The organism is Salinibacillus aidingensis (assembly GCF_055393355.1).
The window spans coordinates 2,541,816-2,567,001 of the sequence record NZ_AP043759.1 but is presented as its reverse complement, the minus strand read 5'-3'; the positions used below and the strand labels follow the sequence as shown (position 1 = coordinate 2,567,001).

Here is a 25,186-nt window from a genome sequence, read left to right as displayed (position 1 = left end):
TCCCTGCAAAAACGCAAAAAACCATCCTGGAAATCTAATTCAGACTCCAGGATGGTTCATTTGCCTGACTGTCAAAGCCAGAAACCAGCCTGTTTTAAAATTTTCGTTACCATTTAAAGCTTTACATTAATCCCTAACGCCCGATATCTTCCACAACACCCCGACCTGCTTTCCTGCCAGAAAATAAGCATCCGCCCAAAAAGGTTCCTTCCAGGGAGCGATACCCGTGAACACCGCCACCGCCGAAACCGGACACTTCCCCGGCGGCATAGAGTCCTTTGACAGGCTCACCCTCATCATTTAACACTCTGCCTGAGAGATCGGTCTGAAGTCCACCGAGGGTTTTACGGCTTAAAATGTTAAGACGTACCGCAATCAGTGGTCCGTGTTTTGGATCTAAAATTTTGTGAGGCTTTGCTACACGAATTCGACGATCACCGCGGTATTGGCGTGCTCCTCGTAAAGCTGTTACCTGTAAATCTTTTGAAAAGGAATTATCCATCGCTCGGTCTCTAGCTTCTATTTGCCTTTTAATATGAGAGTAATCAAGCTGCTGTTCTCCCGTAAGATCATTCATTCCCTTAACGAGTTCTTGAAGGTCTTTGGCAACTATAAAATCCTCACCTTTATCCATGAATGCCTGCACAGGCCCAGGAGGACCAGGCAGCACACGTGACAGGACCTTGCGAATGCTTTTTCCGGTTAAATCAGGATTCTGCTCGGATCCGGACAAGGCAAATTCACGTTCGATAATGGTTTTTGTTAAAATAAACCAGGAATAATCATAGCCTGTTGAAAGAATGGCTTTCAGCGTACTCAATGTATCAAACCCGGGTAAATTGGGTACCGACAGGCGATTGCCATTCGCATCAAGCCAGATCGAGGAGGGGCCGGGAAGAATTCGTATACCGTGCTCCGGCCAGATGGGGCTCCAATTTTTAATACCTTCCGTGTAGTGCCACATCCGATCCCGATTGACAATTTTCCCTCCTGCTTTTTCCGAAATGGCAAGCATGCGCCCGTCTACATGTGCTGGCACTCCGGAAATCATATTTCCAGGTGGCTTACCTAGTGGGGAAGGCCAGTTTTCACGAATGAGCTCAAAGTTAGCCCCAATACCACCACTTGAAACAATCACAGCATCTGCACTAAATTCAAAATCATCAACCACAGTTCGAGAGCTTTCTTCCCCTCTGGAAGCGTCACTTTCCTCCAAAATTGAGCCTCTTACCCCCACGATCTTACCATTTTCAGTGATAAGCTCATCCACCTGGTGCCGTGGACGATAATCAGCGAGTCCCTTTTTCATGGCTTCACGTAATTTATGTTCAAATGGTTCCACAATCCCCGGACCGGTTCCCCAGGTAATATGGAATCGGGGAACGGAATTTCCGTGTCCTTCAGCCAGATAGCCCCCACGCTCGGCCCAGCCTACAACAGGAAAAAAACGGACCCCTAAGGATTTTAACCAGGCCCGCTTTTCACCAGCCGCAAAATCCACATAAGCCTCAGCCCACTTTTTTCCCCAATAATCCTCATCATCTTCACGATCAAAACCGGCAGTACCCAGCCAGTCCTGCCACGCCAATTCTTTAGAGTCTTTAATTCCCATTCGCCTCTGTTCAGGGGAATTAATCAGAAATAGCCCGCCAAAGGACCACCATGCCTGTCCGCCTAAAGATGCTTCTGGTTCCTGATCTAACAGTAATACTTTTTTTCCTGAATCCGTTACTTCAGCCGCAGCCGTCAGCCCTGCCAGACCAGCTCCTACGATAATAACGTCATAGTTCATATGGTCTCCCCCCTAAATGGAACCCACGTTATTTTTCTAATGTATATTTTTCATTCCTTCTATGTATTCGACTTGTAAGCACTTTCACCTGCAATTCGCAGGACAAAAATTGAATTTTCAATTAATTAAAGGATAATCCTCATGAACCAAGAAGTTATATAAATAGAATGTTAAAAAGGCTGTGGCCAATTACGCATAAAAGAAAGGAGCAGAAATATGAAAAATGAACAAATTTTATTAAAATCCAGACCAGAAGGAACACCTGCAGAGGATAACTTTGAAATTAGAGAGACAGAAGTACCGGAATTAAAAGAGGGGCAAGTTCTGATTCAATCCCTGTATATATCTGTGGATCCATATATGAGAGGAAGGATGAGTACAGCAAAATCCTACATCGAACCATTTAAAGTGGATGAAGTGATATCTGGTGGTGTTGTAGGGGAAGTAGTTGAATCCAAAAGTGACAAACTTAAGGCTGGCGATAAGGTGACAGGTATGCTTGGCTGGCAGCGATATAATGCAATGGATGCTTCTCAGATTCGGAAAGTGGATGAACAGCTCGCTCCTCTGTCAGCCTATCTTGGAATTCTGGGAACAACAGGTTTGACCGCTTATTTTGGGTTGCTGGATATCGGACAGCCAAAAGAGGGAGAAACGGTTGTTATCTCAGGTGCTGCCGGTGCAGTTGGTATGGCTGTCGGACAAATCGCCAAAATGAAGGGCACACGAGTGGTAGGGATTGCCGGTTCAGATAAAAAGACAGAATACCTGGAAAAAGAGCTGGGATTTGATGCCACCATTAACTATAAAACAACGGAAAATATCTATAAATCTGTGAAAAAGGCGTGCCCGAATGGAGTGGATGTCTATTTTGATAACGTTGGCGGTCCGATTTCAGATGCGGTGACCAGCCTGCTGAACGATTTTGCGCGAGTACCGGTTTGCGGGGCTATTTCCTCTTACAATATCACAAGTCTCAGTGAGGATATGGGTCCTCGTATTCAGCCTAAGCTGATTAAAACACGGGCCTTGATGAAAGGATTTATTGTAAGCGACTATGCTCCACGATTTAAGGAGGCAGCAAGGGATCTTGGACAGTGGCTCTCAGAAGGAAAGTTAAAATATGAAGAGACAATTGTAGAAGGATTTGAAAATGTTCCACAGGCATTTATCGGTCTCTTTAAAGGTGAAAATTTAGGGAAGCAAATTGTAAAAATAAATCAGGAATAATGTTTTTTTACGCTATATGAAATTTAAAGTGGTGTGATTAGTAGAGGCCACGTCCGGCTCCAGCGTCTAGCGACTAGCGTGACTTCCTTCACCTTCGTACGATAAGTCAACATCGACTCACAAGGTTCGTCGTGTTTCCTTTATCTCCTATGGCTCAGTCCAGTCCGTACGTCGCTAAACGGGCGCTTGCGTCTTTGTTATAAAAAAAAGGAGGAGAGTAAAATGGCGGTGGTTCCAAGCATTCAGGCATTCCTGGATGATCTTAAGGCGTTACCTGAGATTGATATGGACCAGGTGACCCCTGAGCAGTACCGGGCCAAGGAAAAGCAGATGCTTGCTATGGCTCAAGGGGGAGAGCGTGTTGAGAAGGTGGAAAACCGGGTACTGTCTCTTGAAGGCAGAGACATCCCGGTTCGTGTTTATACACCAGTGGAAGGAGAGGCTCCATATCCGGGACTGGTTTATTATCATGGCGGTGGATGGGTGATTGGCGATCTGGACAGTCATGATTCCATTTGTCGTTTGATCGCTAATCAGGCTAAATGTGTGGTCGTTTCTGTAGATTATCGGCTTGCACCTGAGCATAAATATCCGGCTGCTGTTGAAGATGCCTATGATTCGCTCGTCTGGGTTGCCGAGCATGCCTCAGCATTTGATATGGATGGACAGCGAATTGCGGTGGGTGGCGACAGTGCCGGTGGAAATCTGTCTATTGTAACTTGTATCAAAGCTTATGAACAGGGAGGTCCTGACATCAAGCATCAATTCCTTTTATATCCTTCAACAGGATTTAAAGGAGAAACACCACCTGCATCCATGATGGAAAACGCAGACGGCTACTTTCTAACGCTGGAAATGATGCAGTGGTTCAGTAAGCATTATTTCAATCATCCAAAGGAACGCAACCATCCCTATGCCTCCCCTATAATGTTTAAGGAATTAGATAAACTCCCTTCCGCAACACTTTTGACGGCAGAGTATGATCCGTTGCGTGATGAAGGAAAGGCTTTTGCTGATGAGTTAAAGTCAGGCGGTGTCAACGTTTTCTATAAAAATTATGACGGACTTATTCATGGCTTTGGAAACTTCATTGGCTTTTCTCCTGAATCAGAGCAGGCATTAAGAGAAGGAGCAGAGCAACTGGAAAAGGTCTTTGCACATAAAAACGAACCCCAGCGGTAGGGGTTCGTTTTTGCCGTTAAATATTGATATAATTAAGATAGGGAAGATGTTAAATTTAACGGATTGTGCTTGTTATTTCATGATTGAGAATTGAGGTGAACAACCATGAGTCGTAATCACGTACTTAGAGAAAAATTATTAATTGATTTAAGGGATATTGTCGTTAAAACATTAGAAGATGAACCGGTAAAAGTATATCTTTTTGGTTCTTGGGCCCGTGAAGAAGAAAAACAAACATCAGATATAGATGTTGCGATACAATCGGATGGTGAAATTCCAATGAGAAAGTGGGTAGAACTACGAGATCGTATTGAAGAATCAACAATCCCCTATCATGTGGATCTTGTCGATTTAACTGCTGCTAATGAGCAACTTAAAGAAAGAGTAAAGGAAGAAGGGGTATTATGGAAAGATTAGAAGAAAGAATTAAACTTGCTAAACGTGCCTTAACAGCTTTTGGTGAAGTGTTAGAAATATCAAAACCCTCTAATGTAGAAAGGGATGCCGCGATACAAAGGTTTGAATTTACTTTTGAAGCATGCTGGAAGGCAGGGAAACAGTTCTTATTTGATATTGAAGGGTTGGATGCAGGTTCACCAAAAGGGGTTATTCGTTATTCACGGGAGATAGGTATGTTTACTGAAGAAGAAACCATACTGGGGCTAAAAATGGTAAATGACCGAAATCTAACGGTTCATACTTATAATGAAGAGTTAGCAGTGGAAATTTTTAAACAACTGCCCGAGTATTACGAATTACTACGAAAATGGCTAAGCCATATAATAGAAAAATTTGATAGAATGAAGTGAAAAAAGAAGCCTGCTTTCATCAGCAGACTCCTTTCACAATCCTTAAGATTCCATTATAATACATAGAAATAAACCGATAGAAAATGAGCAAGGCTGCCGAGCAGAATAAAGATATGGAAAATCTCATGAAAGCCCATATGTTTAAATTCCAGGAACTTAGGCTTGGCCCCGTAAATCACGCCACCTATGGTATACAAAACCCCGCCTGCAATGAGAAGGGTCATTCCTCCTGTACCGATCACATCTGATAGAGGGGAGAAAAAGAAAATGACCATCCAGCCCATAGCAATGTAAATAGACGTCGACAACCATCTTGGGCTGTGAAAGAAAATCAATTTATAAGCCACCCCAAATACAGCAAGGCTCTGAATAATAATAAAGAGAACCCATCCTAATGTACCTTCCATGCTGATTAAACAAAACGGTGTATACGTACCTGCAATTAAAACGAAAATCATCGAGTGATCAATCCGTCTTAAAAATGCAATGACATGATCTCTGGCCGTGACCATATGATAAGTCGCTGAAGCGGAGTATAGCAGAATCATGCTGACCCCAAAAATAATAACAGCCATTATATCTACAGCCGAAAAGCTGTTCATTGCAGCCTTTATGACTAAAGCAAGTAAACCGGCAAAGGAAAAAACAGCACCGAATAAATGGGTAAATCCATTTATTGGCTCACGAATATATGCACCCACAAAATCCCTCCAAAACGTTATGTAGTTTTAATAACTACATATAATGATACAATGATAATCACATGCAGTCAACCTTTACTGTATAAAAAGGTTCCCGTATAATAGAATCATAAAACCATTTTAATGAGGGAAATTTTATGGAAAATATCGATGAGTTACTTGAAGAATTGGAATTGTACAACCACTTAACCCCGGAGGATATACCGGACCTGGACTTATATATGGATCAGGTGATTCAATTATTCGAGAAAAAATATAAAGATTCAAAGAGACATGAAGAGGATAAAGTTTTAACCAAAACGATGATAAATAATTATGCGAAGGGCAAGCTGTTCTTTCCGATTACAAATAAAAAATATTCCAAAGACCATGTATTATTAATCAGCTTAATCTATCAGCTTAAAGGCGCTTTATCTATCAATGATATAAAAGCAGTCTTAGAAGGTATCAATCAAAAAATGACTGAGGGAGACTTTGATCTCGACCGATTTTACCGCAGCTACATTCATTTATCTGAACAAAATGCGGAGACCTTTTCCAATCATACAAGAGATAGTGAAGAAAAGGTGGAGGAAATAGCCAATCAACTGGATGAAGAGGATCTGGATTACTTAAAAAAGGTATTTCTTATTTCTTCTTTTGTAAATATGAGTAATTTTTACCGTCGTGCGGCTGAGAGACTGGTAGACGAGTTATCAGAAACTGATGATAAAAAATAGAATATAATTGAGGGAGCAGGATGAAGAAAAAGATTATCATTATCGCAAGTATTTTTTTAGGACTGGTTATCATTGGCGCAGGATTTGCCGTCAATTATTTTTATGGCGAGGCCGTTAAGCGTGGACAGGAAGTAGAGCTTTATCGAGGATCAGAGCCGGCAACAGCAGAGGTGGAAGCTGAACACCAAATTCTTCAGGAAGCAAAGCAGTGGTACCAGAATCAATCTTTTGAAACCATTACACAGAACTCCTATGACGATTTAACCTTAAAAGCGGACTTCCTGAAAAATGAGCAGTCAACAGGTAAAGCAGTGATACTGGCTCATGGCTATCGCGGTCACAAAGAACAGATGGATGATTATGTGAAATTCTATTATGATCAGGGATTTGATATATTAATGCCTGATGCACGAGGACATGGGGAAAGTGAAGGAGACTATATTGGCTACGGCTGGCATGATCGCAAGGACATATTAGGCTGGACTGATATTTTAATAGAAAAGAAAAACGCTGAACAGATCTTCTGGCATGGAAATTCTATGGGTGCAGCCACTGTTTTAATGGCAAGCGGGGAGCAGCTGCCTGAAGAAGTAAAGGGGATAGTTGCTGATAGTGGCTACACAACGGTCAAAGAGGAATTAACCCACCAATTAAAATACTTATATGGATTGCCTTCATTCCCATTGCTGGATCTCACAAGTCTGTTTACGAAGGTGCGGGCAGGCTATACCTTTGAAGAGGCTTCGGCTATGGAGCAGGTAAAGAAGAATACAAAACCGCTCTTTATTATCCATGGGGCGATTGATGAGCTCGTTCCAACTGACATGGCACACGAGATTTATGAAGCAGCAGGTGGGGAAAGGGAATTGTGGATTGTACCGGATGCAGGACACACTAAAGCATTTACAGTAGCGCCAGAAGAATTTCAGCAGAGAGTAGGTTCATTTATCGAGCAAAATACAAAGTAATCGTTTTTTTGTAAGAAAAGAGCAGGTTCATAGCAGAATCTGCTCCTTCTTAATTTTTGGGTATTGCAGCCATCGGTGATCCTTTTATAAAGGTGTGCCTGGCTGGGTACTTGGAGGATTAGAAAACAGACTATTGCAATCAGTTGTGAAAACGCATACAATATAAAGTGCATACAGTTGGTAACCGTTTTATTTTTTTACTTAAAATTTACTGAATATTAAATATTTTCAAATTACAGGAAGGGTTGATAAACAATGATGAATACGCCTTTAACGTTAGTTCAGAAGATTGAACGGGCTGAAAAGTACTTCAGCAAAAAACAGGTGATCTCCCGGACAGGTTCAACCATTCACCGTCTGACCTACAGAGATATCGGGCAGAGAGCACGTGCCCTATCCAGTGCCTTGGAAAAGCTGGGGATTCAAAAGGGAGACCGTGTGGCTACACTTGCCTGGAATCATCATCGTCATTTAGAAGCCTATTTTGCTGTACCTTGCATGGGAGCCGTACTGCATATGGCTAATTTTCGGCTGTCTCAGGAGCATTTGAGCTACATCCTGAATCATGCGGAAGATAAAGTACTGTTAATTGATGAAGATATCATTCCAGCGGTTGAACAGGTTCAGGATAAATTGGAAACTGTAAAGGCTTATGTCATTATGACCGATGGAGATCAAGTGCCTTCAACATCACTTTCACCTGTATATTCGTATGAAGACCTTATTGCTGAGGGGGATTCCGACTATCATTATAATGTTGACCTACTAGATGAAAATGATCCCGCAGCCATGTGCTATACATCTGCAACTACAGGAAAACCTAAAGGAGTGGAATATACCCATCGCGGGCTCGTCCTGCATAGTATGGCATTAGGATTAAGTGATACGCTTGGTCTGTCCGAATCTGATGTATTGATGCCGGTTGTACCGATGTTCCACGTGAATGCCTGGGGACTTCCGTTTGCTTCCACATGGTTTGGAACCACGCAGGTTTTGCCAGGACCAATGTTCACGCCAAAGCTGTTAGCTGAACTCATTGAAGAAGAAAAGGTTACTTTGACAGCGGGTGTACCAACCATCTGGTTAGGACTGTTAAACGAACTGGAGCAGCACGACTATGATATGAGCAGCTTACGTGCAGTTGTCTGCGGGGGATCAGCTGCCCCTCGAGGGATTATTCGTGCCTTTGAATCACAGCATGGGATCCCATTCTTACATGCCTATGGTTTAACAGAGACCACTCCAGTTGTGACTGCAGCAAGACTGAAAAGTTATCAGCAGGATTTACCTGAAGAAGAGAAGCTTGATGTCCGCTCCAAACAGGGAATTATTGTCCCTGGGCTGGAGGCGAAAGTAGTCAACGATCGTGGAGAAGTCAGAGCAGATGGAAAAGAGATGGGAGAACTGCTTGTCAGAGGCCCGTGGATTGCAAGTGAATATTATAATGATGAGCGCACAGCTGATGCCTTCCAGGATGGCTGGTTGCATACAGGTGATATTGCAACCATTGATGAGGAAGGAAATATTAAGTTAGTGGACCGTACGAAGGATTTAATTAAAAGTGGCGGAGAATGGATTTCTTCCGTTGATATTGAAAATGTACTTATGGCACACGAAGCCGTTTTCGAGGCTGCCGTCGTTGCCGTTCCACATCCGAAGTGGATGGAACGGCCTGTTGCATGTGTCGTCTTAAAAGATGCCTATAAGGATCAAATAGGAAAGGAAGACCTGCTGGATTATATGCGTCCTCAATTTGCGAAATGGTGGCTTCCGGATGATATTGTCTTTATGGATGAATTGCCAAAAACCTCCGTTGGTAAATTCCTGAAACGTTCGCTACGGGATCAGTTAAAGGATCATTTAATGGAGAATGCTTAAGCACATAAAATGCAATTGAAAAAAATATATGATAAAAGAAAGGTATGTGATAACGAATCACATACTTTTCTTTTTCCCGGGAATGTTCAGTGGAAAAGACCTGAAATGGAGAGGATAATCCAGAATGAAACCTATTGGGGATTTGGTTGAGAAGGTGACATTTCACAAAACAAGGATTCGTTCACATCCTGATGAGCTTATCTTAATCGGTAAAGGAAGAAGTGCTGCTGTATTTAAAGTTGCAAATACAGACAAGGCAGTTAAAATATTTTATCCCTCCTGCGAATACCTGGCAAAGCAGGAAATAAATATTTACAGGCAATTAAATAACGATCAGTATTTCCCTGCTATTTATGGTGAAGGCAGGAATTATTTTATCTTAGAATATTTATCTGGGATTACCTTTTATGAATGCCTATGTCAGGGAATTGAAATAACTCCTGAGATGGTAAAACAGGTAGATCAGGCGATGAATTTTGCCAAATCAAAGGGATTAAACCCTTCTGATACTCACTTGAAAAATATCATTCTTACCGGTCATGGGCAGGTAAAGCTTATTGATGTTGCCCGCTTTAAACAAACCAAAGAATGCAGGCAGTGGGACGATTTAAAGGCCACCTATCAGAAATTTTATCGCTTAAAATATTTCCCGAAAAAGTTTCCAAAGCTTATTATTGAAATGATTGTGCGTCTATATCGGTATAAATTGCTGCCTCAGTCTATTTTCTAACCTGATAATACGGAAACATCCTGTGTGCATAATAGTATAGCTGAAATTCCCTTTTGCTTTATTTTTGTCTAAAATTAAGGATATAATATGAAAAGATGAATTTTTAGGAGGACTAAACATGGAAGTAAAAATCAACCGCTTAGCCGGTAAGGAACTCAAACGTATGTTAGCGACCAAGGAAGCTGAAGGAAAAATGATACGGGTCAGTGTTTCCCATGTACACGGAGATCACGCCCATTATGATATTGGTATCGATACACCTAAAGAAGATGATGAAATTGTAAAGACAGATAAAGATGTAGAAATTTTATTAAGTAAACAGGAAGAAGAATGGCTGGATGGGATTTGGATTCAGTTCTTCCAGGTTCCGGAAGAAGAGTTTGTCGTTACAAATCCGAAAAAGGGACACCATCATCACCATTAAATTTCATAAATCCCTCCATTCAGTAAAACATAATGAGAGGGGGCAAGGGTTTCCCCGCAGAAAGGTCATACTCGAATCTGGAAAAGAGGAGAGATACGGATGACCGAAAGAAATAACAATAAAATTCTTGTACCAGAGGCTCGCCAAGGCCTGGACCATCTGAAGGCACAAGTTGCTCATACCAATTCTCCCGATGAGGCTAAATATGAAATCGCTGAGGAACAGGGAATACCCCTTCAGCACGGTGACAATGGGGATTTAAAAGCAAAGGATGCCGGGAAAATTGGTGGCGAAATTGGCGGCAACATGGTACGGGAAATGATAAAAATGGCTGAAGAGCAATATAACCGAAAGCAGTAATAGAAAAGGGAGCTATCATATACAGATAGCTCCCTACTTATATCCGTATTTATGTTGAAGCTGATAAATCTCATTCATCATTTCCTCACTGACAACTTCATCATCAGGATACGATTCCATCAGAACACAATAAAATATGAGGTGATAGATAATTCTGAAAACTAATCGGATTTTGTGATATAATCTTGGGAAAAGCTGGAGGTCAAATGAAATTGATTTCCAGCTTTTTTAAATCATTTACAAATGAGGTGTATAGATGGATTTGAAAACGAAGGTGACTGAACGTTTGCTTATTCAGTATCCGATTATTCAGGCCCCTATGGCTGGTGGTGTAACTACATCAGAATTGGTTGCTGAGGTATCGAATACCGGGGGATTAGGTATGATTGGAGCAGGTTATATGACTCCGGATCAAGTGAGAAAGCAAATTAGAGAAATCAAAGAATTAACGAATGCTCCCTTTGGTGTGAATCTGTTTGTTCCCGGTGAATTTGATACGACCGAAAAGGAATGGCAAGAAGCAAATCAGGCCTTACAACCTATCCGTAACCAGTTGAATATTCCTGATGATAAGACGGATGCTCCTGTATTTGATCATTTACTGGAAACCTTTCAGGAACAAATGAAAGTAATTCAGGAAGAAGAGGTTCCGATTTGCTCCTTCACATTTGGGATTCCTTCCAAGGATACCGTAAAGCAATTGAAAAGTCAGGATATTATATTAATAGGTACAGCTACAACAGTTAAAGAAGCAATAGAAATTGAACGAAGCGGTATGGATATCGTTGTTGTTCAGGGGAGTGAGGCTGGCGGACATCGGGGGGATTTCAGTCCGGATAATCAGGATGGTTTAGTTGGCTTGATGTCTTTAATTCCTCAGGTAGTTGACCAGGTTCGAATCCCGGTTATTGCGGCAGGAGGAATAATGGATGGAAGAGGCTTAATGGCATCTCTCTGTTTAGGAGCTGAGGGGGTACAGATGGGAACGGCATTTCTGACATGTAAGGAAAGTGGAGCCAATCCCCTGCATAAACAGGAAATCCTTCAAGCCCAGGAAGATCAGGTTGTTTTGACCCGGTCCTTTTCAGGTAAATGGGCAAGAGGCATACATAATCAGTTTATTTCTGAGTTCAGTCAGAAGGAAGCTACTATCCCTGATTATCCAGTACAGAATAGCTTAACAAAAGGAATCAGGAAAGCTTCTGCATCACAAGGGAATCCGGAGTATATGTCCTTATGGTCCGGTCAAAGTCCAAGGCTTGCGAAAGATCAAACGGTAAAGACATTAATGGAGAGTGTCATTACGGAGGCGAAACAGGTAAGTGTGGAATAAACAGTTCATTGTAAGATAGAAATCGTTCATTCTTAAAGCTCTCCTATCAAGCAGAAAACTGCACCCTTAAGGATCAAATCATCCTTTGAGTGCAGTTTCATTTTTTTGCTAAATTTCCGGGCTGTGTTTTTTGGTTATCTATTTGTTATTGGTCGCCTGAGTCATTTGATGCCAGACAGAACCTTTAGCTTCATGTCCTCCTTCAATGCGTTCAATGGCCATGTTAATTTGGAGACGAACTTCAAACTCAGAATCATCCGCGGCTTCATGCAAGGCAGGAAGAGCCGATTCATCGCCCACTTCATATAGGAACATGGCTGCCCTCCATCTCACCAACTTACTCGAATCTTTTAAGGTTTTAACCATTTCCGGTATAGCTTCCTTAAAACCAAGGTCTGAAAGGCAATCGCCCGCTGTCCGGCGAACCGTAACGACTCTGTCCTGCAGCGCCTTATAAAGATAAGGGAGGACTTTACGATCTTCAATCATACCTAAGTAGGCCGTTGCAATCCTTCGTACAGACATTTTTTCATCATCCAGGGCCTTATCTAAAACAGGCAAATCTTCCAAGTCTGGATCATCCATTCGATCTAATGCTGCATAGCGTACCTTCCAATCCGGGTGATCCAGTGTTTCCAAGGAGACTTTATGTTTTTCTTTCGTTTTTGCAGACTCTTCTTCCGGTTTGGGGTGAAGAGCCTGTTCGGCCAATTCATCCAGACGCTCTTCATCATAGCTCGCGGATAATTCTTCCACAACATCTTCTCCGATATCTTCGGGAGCTCCATAACGAGGACTTTGCTCCACCCATTTTCTCTCCATTACAAAAGATGGTGTCTCTGCTGAAGCTTTCATGACGGCATTCATAAACCGCTCAGGTAAGCCGAATCGTTTTTCTTCATTTCCGTCCTCAATTTTTACCTGCATGGGAATATCCCGGAACATTTGAATAAACACACTGATCTCACCAAATGGCTCCCGGTTCAGAGCACCAGCTTCCTGTGTATTTTCCGTTTCGCCGGATTCTCCAAATACTTCCCGCACTTTAGGTAAGATTTCCTCCCATGCCAGCCTTGGATTCCGATCCAGCGCAATAAAATCAGCCACATGATAAATATTTTTTACCCCTTCAATGGCAAACAGATCCTTTATAAATGAAGGAGCATTATCCAGATTGTCATCCGGTTTATAATTGTATGTTTCTCCTTCAGGCAATGGTTCACTCAGAATAATCTTCATTGAATTCGGACTTGGTGTCGGTTCAATTGAAATAATCTTCATAACTACCACCTCACTGACAGCTTCTTTGCCATTATTGTAAACGATTCGGAAGACAAAGAAAAGCAAAGGTAACCTGTTGGGTGAATGAAAGGATCTTCGTATATAAAACGGACAAGAGACATATGCCTTAGTAAAGGAATTTTCATAATTTTATGATAATTTAACAAAAATGAATGGGGTGGTTACATGGAAGGTTTCGGTCTGTTAGTGCTGATTGTTTTAGGTGTTCTCTTTATTATTTTTGCAACGGCCAAATGGAAGCTTCATCCCTTTATATCACTTATACTGGCTTCGTTTGGCATTGGTCTCTTTGGCGGATTGCCGTTAATGGATGTTGTTGAAGCTGTTAATGGCGGATTTGGAGGTTTAATGGGTGGTATCGGGTTAGTTATTGTGTTTGGAACCATCATTGGAATTATTCTGGAAAAGTCGGGTGCTGCCCTTCGAATGGCTGAAGTAATCCTGCGTATAGTTGGGGAAAAACGGCCTCAACTAGCGATGAGCCTGATCGGATCAATTGTCAGTGTACCTGTTTTTTGTGATTCAGGCTATGTGATTTTGTCGTCACTCAAAAAAGCATTGGCTAAAAAAGCTAAGGTCGCAGTCGCATCAATGGCAATTGCGTTAGCCACAGGTTTATTTGCGACCCATACGTTAGTTCCGCCAACTCCCGGACCCATAGCTGCAGCAGGAAACATTGGGGCGGAAAATTACCTGGGAACCATTATTCTGATTGGTGTAGTGGTTGCCATTCCGACAATTATTATGGGCTATATATGGTCTGTGAAAGTCGGTACAAAAATTAAAATTGAAGGAGAGGCTGATGACCAATCTCCTTACGACTATCAAACGATCATTGATCAGTTTGGAGAAATGCCGTCTGCTGCCAAATCCTTTATGCCAATTGTTGTCCCTATTCTGCTCATCGGATTTGGATCTGTGATTACATTCGCAGGGTGGTCTGGTACCATCTTTGACATATTTCTATTTTTAGGTTCACCGGTCGTTGCTTTATTGGCAGGGGTTCTGTTTGCCTTTCTACTATTGCCTAAATTCGATGAAGAGACTTTGTCTGAGTGGATTGGAATGGGCATAAAGGAAGCAGCCCCAATCTTACTTATTACAGGAGCAGGGGGCGCTTTTGGGAATGTAATCAGTTCTACTTCTGTTGCAGAATATATTCAGGGATTTGGCGACAATGCATTTTTTACCGGTGCCATGTTCCTGTTGATTCCGTTCCTGATTGCAGCAGGTTTAAAATCGGCTCAAGGCTCTTCAACGGCTGCAATTGTTATTACATCTACACTTGTTGCGCCTTTATTGATGGAAGTAAGTATTTCAGGTGCTGTTCCTCTTGCGTTAGTTGTTATGGCCATTGGAGCAGGTGCTATGGTCGTATCCCATGTGAATGACAGTTATTTCTGGGTGGTAAAAGAATTCAGTGGTATGTCCGTGACACAGGCGTATAAAGCCCAGACAGCAGCCACACTCCTCCAGGGCATCGTCGCTTTTGTTTTTACCTTTATTTTGTGGATTCTGTTCGTCTAATGTCCTGCCAGTTGATGAAGTGAGATTAAGCTTCCAAAGTCATTTGCTTTGGAAGCTTTTTTATCACGCATGAACTGGCCGTAATATCCCCACTTCAAGTTTTGAGGGAAAAACTGAGACTAAACGGCTGATTCCTCAGATGTATATCCACCAGCCCTGTTCCCGGCACAGAAGGAGCACCTCCACATCCCCAACCGACAAACTCTCCTAAAATAACAAAAAAAGTTCTCTTGAATATGTATTGACAATCATTATCAATGAGCTATAATGGAGATGTCTAATTGATAATGAATCTCATTTTCATTATTTGAAATAATTCTAATGTGGGCAGATAAAAATCAGATCAACGTTGGTCCAGATTAAAATGATTTTAATTTTTACAGGTAATGAGGAATTTACATGAAGAAGAGATATTTACTCATTGTACTTCTGATTCTTTCCGTGATATCACTGTTTATCGGTGTATCGGATATTTCACCATCCGATTTATTGAACCTGCAAAGTGAAGAGGTACAAATCTTATATGTAAGCAGGGTGCCACGCTTAATTAGCATTATTATTGCAGGGATGAGCATGAGTGTCGCCGGTTTAATTATGATGCAGCTTACAAGAAACCGGTTTGTATCGCCCACAACAGCAGGTACGATGGATTCTGCCCGGTTTGGGATCTTAGTTTCGCTGATGGTCTTCACCTCAGCAAGTCCCTTACAAAAGATGCTTGTTGCTTTTGCCTTTGCTTTACTGGGGACCTTTATCTTTATGAAGATCCTTGACCAGGTGAAATTCAAGGATACGATATTCATCCCACTGGTAGGCTTAATGTTCGGGAATATTGTGAATTCATTATCGACCTTTTTTGCTTACAAAAATAACCTGATCCAAAACATGTCGTCCTGGCTTCAAGGAGATTTTTCTTTAATTATTCAGGGTCGTTATGAATTGTTATTTCTAAGCATCCCGCTGCTGATCCTGGCTTACTTTTTTGCTAATCGCTTTACCATTGCCGGGATGGGAGAGGAATTCGCAAAAAACTTAGGCCTGAATTATCGTCAGGTCGTAAATATTGGCTTAGCCATAGTTGCGATGGTGAGCGCTGTTGTTGTTTTAACCGTAGGAATGATTCCTTTCCTGGGTCTGGTCATCCCGAATATCGTTACCATTTATCGAGGAGATCATTTAAAAAACAATCTGCCGCACACAGCGATGCTTGGGGCCATATTTGTCCTTGCATGTGACATTTTAAGCAGAGTCATTATTTATCCTTATGAAATCGCTATAGGACTTACAGTAGGTGTTGTTGGAAGTGCAATATTTGTTTATTTACTAGTTAGGAGAAAGGCATATGGGCTATAAGACAAAGATCTCCGTTTTAACTGGACTAAGCGCAATTCTTATTCTCGTATTCTTATTTACCGATATTTCCGGGAATTGGAGCTATATATTATCCAGAAGAATCACAAAACTCGCAGCTATAATCCTGACAGGAGCTGCGATTGCATTTTCAACCGTTGTCTTTCAAACGATTACAAATAATCGAATTCTGACTCCCAGTATCCTTGGCTTAGATTCATTATATATGCTCATTCAGACCTTTTTGATTTTTGCATTTGGTTCTATGAAGTTGACCATGCTCAATCAAAATATGAATTTCCTGCTTTCTGTCGGACTTATGATTGCTTTTGCGGGCCTGTTATATAAACTCCTGTTTAAAGGCGAGCAGCAGAACATTTACTTTCTTCTATTAATCGGGCTAGTGATTGGTACATTATTTGAAAGTCTATCAACCTTTATGCAGGTTTTATTAGATCCTAACGAGTTTATGGTCGTTCAGGATCGGATGTTTGCAAGCTTTAACAATGTCAATGATGAGCTTTTAATCATATCCAGTATTGGTCTGGCAGCGATAACCTTATACGCACTGAAATTTCTTAAGTACCTGGATGTTCTCTCGTTAGGTAGGGACCAGGCTGTTAATTTAGGCGTCAACTACGACTATGTAATCAAGCGTCTGCTGATTATTATTGCGGTGATGGTTTCTGTTTCCACAGCCCTTGTTGGCCCCATTACATTTTTAGGATTGCTGGTTGCCAATGTGGCCCATGAGTTTATGAGAACCTATCGTCACCATTACTTAATTCTGGGTGCTGTTTTAATCAGTTTCGTCGCGTTAATTGGTGGCCAGCTGCTGGTGGAAAGAGTTTTCACCTTCTCCACAACATTAAGTGTGATTGTCAACTTTGTCGGCGGTGTGTATTTCATCTATCTTTTGTTAAAGGAGAGTAAAAAATGGTAGAGTTAAAAAATCTTTTAAAAGAGTATGGAGATAAGCCAGTTGTAGAAGATGTATCATTAAACATTCAAAAGGGAAAAATCACTTCTTTTATCGGACCGAATGGGGCTGGTAAAAGTACCCTTGTATCCATGATTGCTCGTCTAATTGCAAGGGATGAAGGTGAGGTCTATATCGATGGAATGGAAATCAGCCGCTGTAAAAGCAATGATCTTGCTAAAAAAATCGCCATTTTAAAGCAATCTAATTTTATTAATATTCGCTTACGTGTGAAGGAACTGGTTTCATTTGGGCGCTTTCCTTACTCAAAAGGGCGTTTAACAAAAGAGGACTGGAAATTTGTAGATGATGCCATTGCCTATATGGGTCTTGAGGATATGCAGGATAAATATCTGCATGAATTAAGTGGAGGTCAGAAGCAGCGTGCATACATAGCGATGGTGCTGGCCCAGGATACAGAGTATATCATTTTAGATGAGCCGCTTAACAACCTGGATATGAAGCACTCGGTTCAGATTATGAAAACACTCAGGAAGCTTGTTAATGACATGGGAAAGACCATTGTCATTGTTATACACGATATTAATTTTGCTTCCTGTTATTCCGATTACATTGTCGCATTAAAGGATGGGAAACTGGTGAAGGAAGGAACCACAGATGAAATCATTGAGCCATCTGTTTTAAAAGAAGTATACGGAATGGACTTTAATATCGAAAACATCGACGGCAATAAAATATGTGTGTATTTTTCATAGAGTGATTCAGTGAGGAGGAGTCATATGAATATCAAAAAGATGGGAATTGCAGGGGTTGTCTTCATTTCCTTATTGGTACTTGGCGCATGTGGTGGAGGAAATTCTGATTCATCACAGACTTCAGGAGGAGAAACGATCACGATTGAACACCAGCTAGGTAAGACTGATGTACCGAAGAATCCGGAAAAGGTTGTCGTGTTTGACTATGGTATTCTGGATTCCCTTGATAAGATGGGGGTTGAAGTAGCAGGCGTACCGAAAGCGAGTCTTCCGCCTTATCTATCCAAGTTTGAATCGGATGAATATGAGAACATAGGAAGTTTAAAAGAACCGGACTTTGAAAAAATTGCCGAAATCAATCCTGATCTGATTATTATTTCAGGAAGACAGCAGGATTTATATGAGGAGCTGAACGATATTTCCTCTACAATTTTCCTTGGGGTGGATACGACCAGATATATGGCATCCTTTAAAGAAAATATGAAAACCCTGGGGAAAATCTATGAGCAGGAAAACTTCATTAAGGAAGAACTGGCGAAAGTAGAAGATTCCATAAAGGACATTCAGGATAAAGCAGAACAGGTGGAAAATTCACTTGTCGTTCTGTCCAATGAAGGAAGTCTTAGTGCTTATGGACCTGAATCACGTTTTGGTTTGATTCATGACGTATTTGGTCTTCCGGCCGTAGCCAAAGACTTGAAGGTATCCACACATGGTCAGAGCATCAGCTTTGAATTTTTAGTGGAAAAAGATCCTCAGCATTTATACGTCATTGACCGAACCGCAGCCATTGGCGGGGATGTTTTGGCAGAAGAAGCTTTGGATAACAAGCTTGTAAGAAAGACACGTGCCTATCAGAATGACCATATTACTTATTTAGATCCAAATTACTGGTATTTATCCGGTGGCGGTCTGGTTTCCGTTTCCGAGATGATCAGTGAAATTGAAAGCAGTTTGGAGTAAATAAAAGAATAACGGGCTGTTTGGCGTAAATGGTTATTTTCAGGCTGAACAGCCCTTTTTGTATAATGATATGTAATTGTAAAACATTTGTAAATAATCCCTTGCTATACCGCGAAATTGCCCATTACTTCCTTATTCTGCTTTTGATCTTACTTGAATTATGAAACCAAACATGATTCAATAGGATTTGCATTCTAAAAAGAGGAGTGAACATTCATTTATGAAAAAGCTTTTATTAAGTTTGGCTGTTATTCTGGTCCTCACCCTTGCAGCATGTTCAGGTGATGAAAATGGGGACAAGAAGGAAGAAAGCCAAAATTCCAATGATCAAGAAGTAACGAAACAAGTTGATGATGATAAAACAGTAGCAAAAGTTAATGGTGAAGAATTGAAGGGTGAAGAATTCAATTTAATTTATCAGCAATTTTCCTCCAGACTTCAGGGACAGGATGTTTCTGAAGAACAATTGGAGAAGAGAGCATTAGATCAATTTGTTGGACAAGAACTAGTGTTACAAGCGGCAGAAAAAAATGGCCTTGAAGCAACGGAAAAAGAAATTAATGAAATGTTAAATCAGCAATATAAATCTCAGTATGATAGTGATGAGGCCTTCCAAAAAGATTTAGAGAAGAATAATTTAACAGAAGAAGATATAAAAAGTAATATTGCGGATCAGTTAGCATTCAGTAAATATGTTGAAGAAAATACAGAGGTAAGTGAACCAACAGAAGAAGAAATTCAGAAAGCATTTGAACAGATAAAAAAATCATCGGAAGAAGACGTTAAACTTAAAGATGTAAAGCAAATGATTGTTTCTACAATTAAACAGCAAAAACAGCAGGAAGAAGTCCAAAAACTGTTTGATCAGCTAAGAGAAGATAATGAGGTTGAAATCCTGCTTTAAAACGGATATGAAAATGAAATAACACGGTGTTAAAAAGGCATACCTATCCACAAAGTGGCTAGGTATGCTTTTGTTTTTGAAATATTATATATAACCAGAATATAGGACTAACCTTTATCCAAATGGGCCTTTTTCTCATTTTTCCTGTTATACGTTTTGACGCATGTAAATCGGGGAAGGTATCTGCACGTAATAAACCCGTAAATGAAGTGTAATGTGATGTATCCCCATCCTGGCGATCAGGGATCCGAATACTGTAACGGATCATGATTTTGCTAAAAAGAGGTGAGCGTGATGAGGTCTGAAACAAAACGGGATCCTTATTTCGATAATGCGAGATTTATTCTTATTTTTCTTGTGGTGATTGGCCATATGATTAGTCCTTATCGCGATCATTCGCAGCTACTGGATACGGCGTATAAATTTATCTATACCTTTCACATGCCGGGATTTATCTTAATTGCCGGATATTTTGCCAAGAACGTATTCCGGAAAGGGTACACTCAAAAGCTGATGAAAAAGCTACTGCTCCCTTATTTTATTTTCCAGACGATTTTTTCCGGATTTTTTCTTGTTGTAGAGGGGAATCAGGGGTTTACCTTATTCGATCCTGAATGGACTTTATGGTTTTTACTAAGTATGCTTGGTTGGCATTTATTGTTAATTGTCTTTGCCAGAATCCCCTATTCCCTTACACTGGCACTCATAATTGGTCTTGTTATTGGGATGGTACCAATGATTGGAACGTACTTGAGTTTATCCAGAACCTTTGTGTTTTTCCCGGTCTTTCTTTTAGGCTACAAGCTGAAAAAAGAGCATTTTGAAATCTTAAGAAATCCAATTTATCAAAAAGCAGCTATTGTATTTTTAATCGGGCTATTCATCTCCTATCATACTATATTGAGTGATTTAACTACGGACTGGCTGCTGGCATCTTCCTCTTATGCAGATATTGGTGTTGAGGAAACGTATGGTATATGGATGCGTTTATTTATTTATGGAGCTGTCTTCCTGGCGACCTTTAGTGTGCTTTCACTGATTCCGAACCGAAGTTTTCCATTTACCCATCTAGGGGGGAGAACCCTTTACATTTATTTGCTGCATGGATTAGTGGTGAAAACGCTGGATTTAACGCCAATATTTGAAACAATCACGGAGTCGGGCCAGCTGTGGCTATTTCTTGTGCTATCTATTGCAGTGACGCTTCTATTAGGTTCGCGGCCTGTAACGAAATCGGTAAAGCCTTTAATAGAGCCGTATAAGGTCTTCAGTAGTTAAGCGAGGCTTTGACAAAGTGTATTCGCTAAAGGTAAATTCGAATTATGATAGGAGTAGGAACCGCCGCTACGGAAAGATACTTCGCTTTCCGTGGGCGGCTGGTGAGCCTCCTCGTGCTATCGCACTGCGGGGTCTCACCTAGGCCTTCCTCCCACGACGAACAGGACGTTCTAGTGTCGGCGTTGGCACAGGACGTGCCGCTTTTAGCCGACCAGGAGTCTACGTATCTGTCCTCCGCTAAGGTAGCCTATCATCCGGTTTATGACTAAGCGAATGAGTTATGTCCCAGTCTCGCTTTGTTTACGTTTAGCTCCTAACTAAGAGGCCTTCTTTTTAAAGGTGGGAGCAGCAGGCAAAAGGAAGCCATGAAGCCCGGAAGAGCAGGATAAAATTATTAAAGTGTCCTTCATCAGGTTGATGAAGGACACTCAGGGAAAAAGTGGAGAACGGAATGGCCTTCATAGAGGGAATTAAGGCCAAAACCCAAGCATAAGGCAAGGAGAGTGTCCGTCACAGGTGCCTGCACCACGCCCAAAATGACATTTCACCCAGATAAGAAGACCGCCAAGCCCTGTGTTATGAACTGACCATAGTGCCTCCATTAACATGAATCACTTGCCCGGATACATAAGCGGAATCGTCTGAGGCTAAGTATACATAAGCGGGAGCAAGCTCATAAGGCTGTCCGGCCCGGCTGAAGGGAACGTTTTGGCCAAATGTGCTCACATGCTGCTCGGAAAAACTGGCTGGAATGAGAGGGGTCCAGATAGGTCCGGGAGCAACTGCATTCACATGGATTCCCTGTTTGGCTAAGTTTTGAGACAGGGCTCTTGTAAAACCAACAATGGCTCCTTTTGTTGCTGAGTAATCAATCAGCTGGTCATTTCCCTCATAAGCGACAACGGAGGTAGTATTAATAATTTTTGCTCCTGTCTGCAACGATGGAAGAGCAGCCTTGGTTAAGTAAAAGTATGGATAAATATTCGTTTTAAAAGTTAAATCCCATTGTTCAGAGGTAATATCAAGAAAATTTTGCTGAGGAAATTGGACCGCATGATTATTGACCAGGATATCAATTTGGCCAAAGTGATTCATCGTCTGACTGATTACATGTTGACAGTGGGATTCATCCTTCAGATCCCCTGGTATCGGCAGACATTCTTTCCCAAGCTCTTCTATTCGGCGTTTTGTACGCTCAATATCCTCCTTTTCATAATCAGAAAAATACGGAATCACCAATTGAGCCCCTTCCTTGGCAAAGGCAATAGCGGCAGCAGCCCCAATTCCGCTGTCCCCGCCGGTAATAATGGCAACTTTGTTTTTTAGTTTATCAGCACCCTTATATGCTACATCCTCAACTAAAGGACGCGGATTCATTAACGATTCTATTCCGGGCTGCTGAGGCTGGTGCTGAGGAGGAAATGCTTTTGGCTGATTTTGTGAGGATTGATTCAAACTGGATCATCCTTTCGTTTTCATCGTGAAATTATTTTTAGCTGAATTTCAGGTAATCCTTTAAGTAGTATGTGTAAGGAACAGGAGGTTAAAAGGATTTTTTGTACCTGATGACTAAAATGTAAGGAAAGGAATTTTAATGGGAGGTCAGGATTTAATCATGAAAAGAGTAGCGCTGTTTCTTTTGATCATAATGCTGGCAGCCTGCACAAATGAAAATGAGCAGGCTCCTGACAGGCAAAAGGATAAACAGGAGGCAAAGGAGACGATTCAGTCCGAAAACCCCAAAGTGATTGCTGAAAACCTGGACATCCCCTGGAATATCACAAAGGTTGAGGATACATTTTATTTAAGCCAGCGTGGGGGTTCTATTCAACAAGTGGATGGGAAGACAGGAAGGACAGTCTTACAAAATATCAACGTTACAAAAGACATTGTTCATGCCGGAGAAGGAGGATTCCTGGGTTTTATTTTAGCGCCGGATTTTGAATCCACAAACGAAGCCCTGGCTTATCATACATACGAGCAGGAGGGAAGTCTTTATAATCGTGTCATCCGCATACAATTGCAGGAGGATACCTGGGTGGAAACTGGCATTTTACTGGAGGGGATTCCGGGTGGTCAGATCCATAACGGGGGAAGACTGAAAATAGGACCTGATCAAAAGCTGTATGTAACAACAGGTGATGCCGGAGAGGCTGACCTGGCACAGGATTTACATTCATTGGGCGGAAAAATTTTGCGAATGGAATTAGATGGAAGTATACCGAGTGACAATCCATTTTCAAATTCCTATGTGTATTCCTATGGTCATAGAAATCCTCAGGGACTGGCGTGGGATAAGGATGGTCAGCTATACAGTACCGAGCATGGACAGACCGCTCATGATGAAATCAATAGGATAGAACCCGGAAATAACTACGGTTGGCCAGTGATTCAGGGGAGTGAAGAAAAAGCGGGAATGATCCCCCCTTTTTATCATACGGGTAATACAACCTGGGCTCCATCGGGGATTGATAGCAGGGAAGGAAAACTGTATATTGCAGCATTAAGAGGTACAAAAATTATAGAATTTGATATAGACACAAAGGAACAAACGGTCATTTATGATCAAAGAGACAGAGTGCGGGATATTTTTATTCAAAATGATTCCTTGTATGCCATAACGAATAACCGTGACGGACGGGGTACTCCTAAAGAAGGGGACGATAGGCTGATTAAAATAAATTTGGAAACAGAAGGCTGAAATACTGAAGATATCAGAAAAGTTGTGCCATTTTTTTAAATCATTTAGAATAGATAGCATAAACCCTATCAAACAAATCGGAATAATATGAACAGAATGAACTTTTGAGGAGGAATTCAATTGTCAGACTTATTTTCCCCTTTTATAAAAACAGACCAGCATAAAGAACTGTATCAACTGGTAAAAGAATTATCCGGTCGTGTAAAGAAGAGAGCAAAGGAAACCGATCAGCAGGCTGCCTTTTCAGAAGATAACCTGCGTGATTTAAAAGAGACCGATTATGTCACGCTGACTTTACCAAAAACATACGGGGGCAGGGAGATTTCTATTTATGAATTGCTTCTCGTTCAGGAAAAACTGGCGGAGGGTGACGGTTCAACTGCTCTTTCCATGGGGTGGCATTTAGGGGTTGTCAAAGAACTGGCAGAGGATGATCTATGGGATGAAAGCGTCTTTGACCGGTTTGCCAAGGAACTCAGCCAGGAAAAGAAAATCGTAAACCGTATTGCGTCAGAACCAGCGACTGGCAGTCCATCGAGAGGAGGAATCCCGGAAACACGCGCTGTAAGAGAGGGGGATTCCTATATCATCAATGGACATAAAAACTTTGCAACGATGGCTAGTGTGTTAGATTACTATATTGTGACAGCCTACGTTGAGGATAAAGAGGAAATTGGGTCTTTTCTCATTCCAAGTACAGCCTCAGGGATAAAAGTAGAGCGTACCTGGGATACACTTGGTATGCGTGGAACCGCCAGTGATGATTTACTATTAGAGGATGTACGAGTCGACCTGGACCACTTAGTTGAAATGAAGCAGCAGTCGAAAAAGCCTAAAGGATGGCTTCTCCATATTCCGGCCTGCTATTTAGGGATTGCTATTGCTGCCCGTAACGATGCGATCGATTTTGCCAAAAGCTATCAGCCGAACAGTCTAAACACACCGATTTCTGAAGTACCCCATATTCAGCAGAAAATTGGAGAAATGGACTTTGAGCTTCTAAGAGCACGGCAATTTATGTATGCTGTTGCAGAAAAATGGGATCAGTATCCTGAGAAACGTATGGAGCTGGGAACTGAATTAGCTGCGGTAAAAGTAGCTGCGACAAACGCAGCCAGCAAGGTAGTGGACTTAGCGATGAGGATCGTTGGAGGAAGAGGCCTGTCCAAGCATTTTGATTTTGAACGCTATTATCGGGATGTCCGGGCCGGCCTGCATAACCCGCCGATGGAAGATGCCGTCATTCAGATGCTGGCCAGAAAAGCCATTGATTAATCTGAATTAAAGTGATGACCCTCCAAAAATATTAAATACAAAAAGCCCCGTATCACTTTTAATGG

General features: G+C 41.5%; 24 protein-coding genes. 20 read left to right on the top strand and 4 right to left on the bottom strand.

Annotated elements, in window-relative coordinates:
* Positions 1-133: 133 nt before the first annotated feature.
* Positions 134-1,792: an FAD-binding dehydrogenase gene (locus tag ACZ5OK_RS13665; protein ID WP_343842431.1), complete on the bottom strand. Its 1,659-nt coding sequence runs from the start codon at positions 1,790-1,792 to the stop codon at positions 134-136.
* A gap of 216 nt (positions 1,793-2,008) precedes the next feature.
* Between ACZ5OK_RS13665 and ACZ5OK_RS13660 the strand changes: the two genes are divergently transcribed.
* The 4 genes from ACZ5OK_RS13660 (at position 2,009) to ACZ5OK_RS13645 (ending at position 5,013) form a co-directional block, all read left to right on the top strand.
* A complete protein-coding gene (locus tag ACZ5OK_RS13660; RefSeq protein WP_343842434.1) occupies positions 2,009-3,022 on the top strand; it encodes an NADP-dependent oxidoreductase in 1,014 nt (337 codons plus the stop codon).
* Between the two features lie 222 nt (positions 3,023-3,244).
* Positions 3,245-4,204 carry an alpha/beta hydrolase gene (locus tag ACZ5OK_RS13655; RefSeq protein WP_343842437.1) on the top strand — a complete coding sequence of 320 codons (960 nt, stop codon included), beginning with the start codon at positions 3,245-3,247 and terminating at the stop codon, positions 4,202-4,204.
* Positions 4,205-4,309: 105 nt separating this feature from the next.
* Positions 4,310-4,621, top strand: coding sequence for a nucleotidyltransferase family protein (locus tag ACZ5OK_RS13650; RefSeq protein ID WP_343842440.1), 312 nt, complete (start codon positions 4,310-4,312; stop codon positions 4,619-4,621).
* Positions 4,609-5,013: an HI0074 family nucleotidyltransferase substrate-binding subunit gene (locus tag ACZ5OK_RS13645; RefSeq protein WP_343842442.1), complete on the top strand. Its 405-nt coding sequence runs from the start codon at positions 4,609-4,611 to the stop codon at positions 5,011-5,013. The genes ACZ5OK_RS13650 and ACZ5OK_RS13645 overlap by 13 nt, the downstream gene beginning before the upstream one ends.
* A gap of 53 nt (positions 5,014-5,066) precedes the next feature.
* Here ACZ5OK_RS13645 and trhA read toward each other — a convergent pair whose 3' ends face one another.
* Positions 5,067-5,714 (bottom strand): PAQR family membrane homeostasis protein TrhA, encoded by a 648-nt coding sequence (gene trhA, locus ACZ5OK_RS13640; protein ID WP_343842444.1) that lies wholly within the window; start codon positions 5,712-5,714, stop codon positions 5,067-5,069.
* Positions 5,715-5,851: 137 nt separating this feature from the next.
* Between trhA and ACZ5OK_RS13635 the strand changes: the two genes are divergently transcribed.
* The 7 genes from ACZ5OK_RS13635 (at position 5,852) to ACZ5OK_RS13605 (ending at position 12,126) form a co-directional block, all read left to right on the top strand.
* Positions 5,852-6,433 carry a DUF1836 domain-containing protein gene (locus ACZ5OK_RS13635; RefSeq protein ID WP_343842447.1) on the top strand — a complete coding sequence of 194 codons (582 nt, stop codon included), beginning with the start codon at positions 5,852-5,854 and terminating at the stop codon, positions 6,431-6,433.
* Between the two features lie 20 nt (positions 6,434-6,453).
* The gene (locus tag ACZ5OK_RS13630; RefSeq protein ID WP_343842449.1) at positions 6,454-7,401 is read left to right on the top strand and encodes an alpha/beta hydrolase; all 948 of its coding nucleotides are present in this window, start codon (positions 6,454-6,456) and stop codon (positions 7,399-7,401) included.
* Between the two features lie 255 nt (positions 7,402-7,656).
* The gene (locus ACZ5OK_RS13625; protein WP_343842451.1) at positions 7,657-9,279 is read left to right on the top strand and encodes a long-chain fatty acid--CoA ligase; all 1,623 of its coding nucleotides are present in this window, start codon (positions 7,657-7,659) and stop codon (positions 9,277-9,279) included.
* A gap of 124 nt (positions 9,280-9,403) precedes the next feature.
* Positions 9,404-10,009, top strand: a complete 606-nt coding sequence (locus tag ACZ5OK_RS13620; RefSeq protein ID WP_343842453.1) for a serine/threonine protein kinase — start codon at positions 9,404-9,406, stop codon at positions 10,007-10,009.
* 118 nt (positions 10,010-10,127) lie between these two features.
* Positions 10,128-10,433, top strand: a complete 306-nt coding sequence (locus ACZ5OK_RS13615) for an iron-sulfur cluster assembly accessory protein (protein WP_343842456.1) — start codon at positions 10,128-10,130, stop codon at positions 10,431-10,433.
* Positions 10,434-10,532: 99 nt separating this feature from the next.
* Positions 10,533-10,793: an alpha/beta-type small acid-soluble spore protein gene (locus ACZ5OK_RS13610; protein ID WP_343842459.1), complete on the top strand. Its 261-nt coding sequence runs from the start codon at positions 10,533-10,535 to the stop codon at positions 10,791-10,793.
* Between the two features lie 256 nt (positions 10,794-11,049).
* The gene (locus ACZ5OK_RS13605; protein WP_343842462.1) at positions 11,050-12,126 is read left to right on the top strand and encodes an NAD(P)H-dependent flavin oxidoreductase; all 1,077 of its coding nucleotides are present in this window, start codon (positions 11,050-11,052) and stop codon (positions 12,124-12,126) included.
* Positions 12,127-12,264: 138 nt separating this feature from the next.
* Here the strand turns inward: ACZ5OK_RS13605 and ACZ5OK_RS13600 are convergent, their stop codons facing one another.
* Positions 12,265-13,407, bottom strand: coding sequence for a conserved virulence factor C family protein (locus tag ACZ5OK_RS13600; protein WP_343842465.1), 1,143 nt, complete (start codon positions 13,405-13,407; stop codon positions 12,265-12,267).
* Positions 13,408-13,593: 186 nt separating this feature from the next.
* Here ACZ5OK_RS13600 and ACZ5OK_RS13595 point away from each other — a divergent pair, with 186 nt between their 5' ends.
* From ACZ5OK_RS13595 to ACZ5OK_RS13565, 7 genes are all read left to right on the top strand, one after another.
* Positions 13,594-14,955 carry a GntP family permease gene (locus tag ACZ5OK_RS13595; RefSeq protein ID WP_343842468.1) on the top strand — a complete coding sequence of 454 codons (1,362 nt, stop codon included), beginning with the start codon at positions 13,594-13,596 and terminating at the stop codon, positions 14,953-14,955.
* Positions 14,956-15,354: 399 nt separating this feature from the next.
* Positions 15,355-16,308, top strand: coding sequence for an ABC transporter permease (locus ACZ5OK_RS13590; protein WP_343842471.1), 954 nt, complete (start codon positions 15,355-15,357; stop codon positions 16,306-16,308).
* Positions 16,298-17,248, top strand: a complete 951-nt coding sequence (locus ACZ5OK_RS13585; RefSeq protein ID WP_343842474.1) for an iron chelate uptake ABC transporter family permease subunit — start codon at positions 16,298-16,300, stop codon at positions 17,246-17,248. The genes ACZ5OK_RS13590 and ACZ5OK_RS13585 overlap by 11 nt, the downstream gene beginning before the upstream one ends.
* Complete coding sequence (locus tag ACZ5OK_RS13580; protein WP_044163184.1) at positions 17,242-18,000, top strand: iron ABC transporter ATP-binding protein; 759 nt, start codon at positions 17,242-17,244, stop codon at positions 17,998-18,000. Before ACZ5OK_RS13585 ends, ACZ5OK_RS13580 begins: the two co-directional genes overlap by 7 nt.
* Before the next feature lie 30 nt (positions 18,001-18,030).
* Positions 18,031-18,963, top strand: coding sequence for a siderophore ABC transporter substrate-binding protein (locus tag ACZ5OK_RS13575; RefSeq protein WP_425542234.1), 933 nt, complete (start codon positions 18,031-18,033; stop codon positions 18,961-18,963).
* A 220-nt stretch (positions 18,964-19,183) separates the two neighbouring features.
* On the top strand, positions 19,184-19,867 hold the full coding sequence (locus ACZ5OK_RS13570; protein ID WP_343842482.1) for a SurA N-terminal domain-containing protein: 684 nt from the start codon (positions 19,184-19,186) through the stop codon (positions 19,865-19,867).
* A 294-nt stretch (positions 19,868-20,161) separates the two neighbouring features.
* Positions 20,162-21,145, top strand: coding sequence for an acyltransferase family protein (locus ACZ5OK_RS13565; protein WP_343842484.1), 984 nt, complete (start codon positions 20,162-20,164; stop codon positions 21,143-21,145).
* Between the two features lie 576 nt (positions 21,146-21,721).
* On the opposite strand, the gene ACZ5OK_RS13560 is transcribed toward ACZ5OK_RS13565, so the two are convergent.
* Entirely contained in the window at positions 21,722-22,600 is an 879-nt protein-coding gene (locus ACZ5OK_RS13560; protein WP_343842487.1) for an SDR family oxidoreductase, read from the bottom strand.
* 160 nt (positions 22,601-22,760) lie between these two features.
* On the opposite strand from ACZ5OK_RS13560, the gene ACZ5OK_RS13555 reads away from it, so the two are divergent.
* Complete coding sequence (locus tag ACZ5OK_RS13555) at positions 22,761-23,846, top strand: PQQ-dependent sugar dehydrogenase (RefSeq protein ID WP_343842490.1); 1,086 nt, start codon at positions 22,761-22,763, stop codon at positions 23,844-23,846.
* A gap of 120 nt (positions 23,847-23,966) precedes the next feature.
* Positions 23,967-25,121, top strand: coding sequence for an acyl-CoA dehydrogenase family protein (locus ACZ5OK_RS13550; protein WP_343842493.1), 1,155 nt, complete (start codon positions 23,967-23,969; stop codon positions 25,119-25,121).
* The last annotated feature ends 65 nt before the right edge of the window (positions 25,122-25,186 follow it).

What these genes read in the sequence shown, in the direction of transcription:
- ACZ5OK_RS13665 (WP_343842431.1), bottom strand. Translation starts at nt 1,792, where the DNA reads ATGAACTATGACGTTATTATCGTAGGAGCTGGTCTGGCAGGGCTGACG.
- ACZ5OK_RS13660 (WP_343842434.1), top strand. Translation starts at nt 2,009, where the DNA reads ATGAAAAATGAACAAATTTTATTAAAATCCAGACCAGAAGGAACACCT.
- ACZ5OK_RS13655 (WP_343842437.1), top strand. Translation starts at nt 3,245, where the DNA reads ATGGCGGTGGTTCCAAGCATTCAGGCATTCCTGGATGATCTTAAGGCG.
- ACZ5OK_RS13650 (WP_343842440.1), top strand. Translation starts at nt 4,310, where the DNA reads ATGAGTCGTAATCACGTACTTAGAGAAAAATTATTAATTGATTTAAGG.
- ACZ5OK_RS13645 (WP_343842442.1), top strand. Translation starts at nt 4,609, where the DNA reads ATGGAAAGATTAGAAGAAAGAATTAAACTTGCTAAACGTGCCTTAACA.
- ACZ5OK_RS13635 (WP_343842447.1), top strand. Translation starts at nt 5,852, where the DNA reads ATGGAAAATATCGATGAGTTACTTGAAGAATTGGAATTGTACAACCAC.
- ACZ5OK_RS13630 (WP_343842449.1), top strand. Translation starts at nt 6,454, where the DNA reads ATGAAGAAAAAGATTATCATTATCGCAAGTATTTTTTTAGGACTGGTT.
- ACZ5OK_RS13625 (WP_343842451.1), top strand. Translation starts at nt 7,657, where the DNA reads ATGATGAATACGCCTTTAACGTTAGTTCAGAAGATTGAACGGGCTGAA.
- ACZ5OK_RS13620 (WP_343842453.1), top strand. Translation starts at nt 9,404, where the DNA reads ATGAAACCTATTGGGGATTTGGTTGAGAAGGTGACATTTCACAAAACA.
- ACZ5OK_RS13615 (WP_343842456.1), top strand. Translation starts at nt 10,128, where the DNA reads ATGGAAGTAAAAATCAACCGCTTAGCCGGTAAGGAACTCAAACGTATG.
- ACZ5OK_RS13610 (WP_343842459.1), top strand. Translation starts at nt 10,533, where the DNA reads ATGACCGAAAGAAATAACAATAAAATTCTTGTACCAGAGGCTCGCCAA.
- ACZ5OK_RS13605 (WP_343842462.1), top strand. Translation starts at nt 11,050, where the DNA reads ATGGATTTGAAAACGAAGGTGACTGAACGTTTGCTTATTCAGTATCCG.
- ACZ5OK_RS13600 (WP_343842465.1), bottom strand. Translation starts at nt 13,407, where the DNA reads ATGAAGATTATTTCAATTGAACCGACACCAAGTCCGAATTCAATGAAG.
- ACZ5OK_RS13595 (WP_343842468.1), top strand. Translation starts at nt 13,594, where the DNA reads ATGGAAGGTTTCGGTCTGTTAGTGCTGATTGTTTTAGGTGTTCTCTTT.
- ACZ5OK_RS13590 (WP_343842471.1), top strand. Translation starts at nt 15,355, where the DNA reads ATGAAGAAGAGATATTTACTCATTGTACTTCTGATTCTTTCCGTGATA.
- ACZ5OK_RS13585 (WP_343842474.1), top strand. Translation starts at nt 16,298, where the DNA reads ATGGGCTATAAGACAAAGATCTCCGTTTTAACTGGACTAAGCGCAATT.
- ACZ5OK_RS13580 (WP_044163184.1), top strand. Translation starts at nt 17,242, where the DNA reads ATGGTAGAGTTAAAAAATCTTTTAAAAGAGTATGGAGATAAGCCAGTT.
- ACZ5OK_RS13570 (WP_343842482.1), top strand. Translation starts at nt 19,184, where the DNA reads ATGAAAAAGCTTTTATTAAGTTTGGCTGTTATTCTGGTCCTCACCCTT.
- ACZ5OK_RS13565 (WP_343842484.1), top strand. Translation starts at nt 20,162, where the DNA reads ATGAGGTCTGAAACAAAACGGGATCCTTATTTCGATAATGCGAGATTT.
- ACZ5OK_RS13555 (WP_343842490.1), top strand. Translation starts at nt 22,761, where the DNA reads ATGAAAAGAGTAGCGCTGTTTCTTTTGATCATAATGCTGGCAGCCTGC.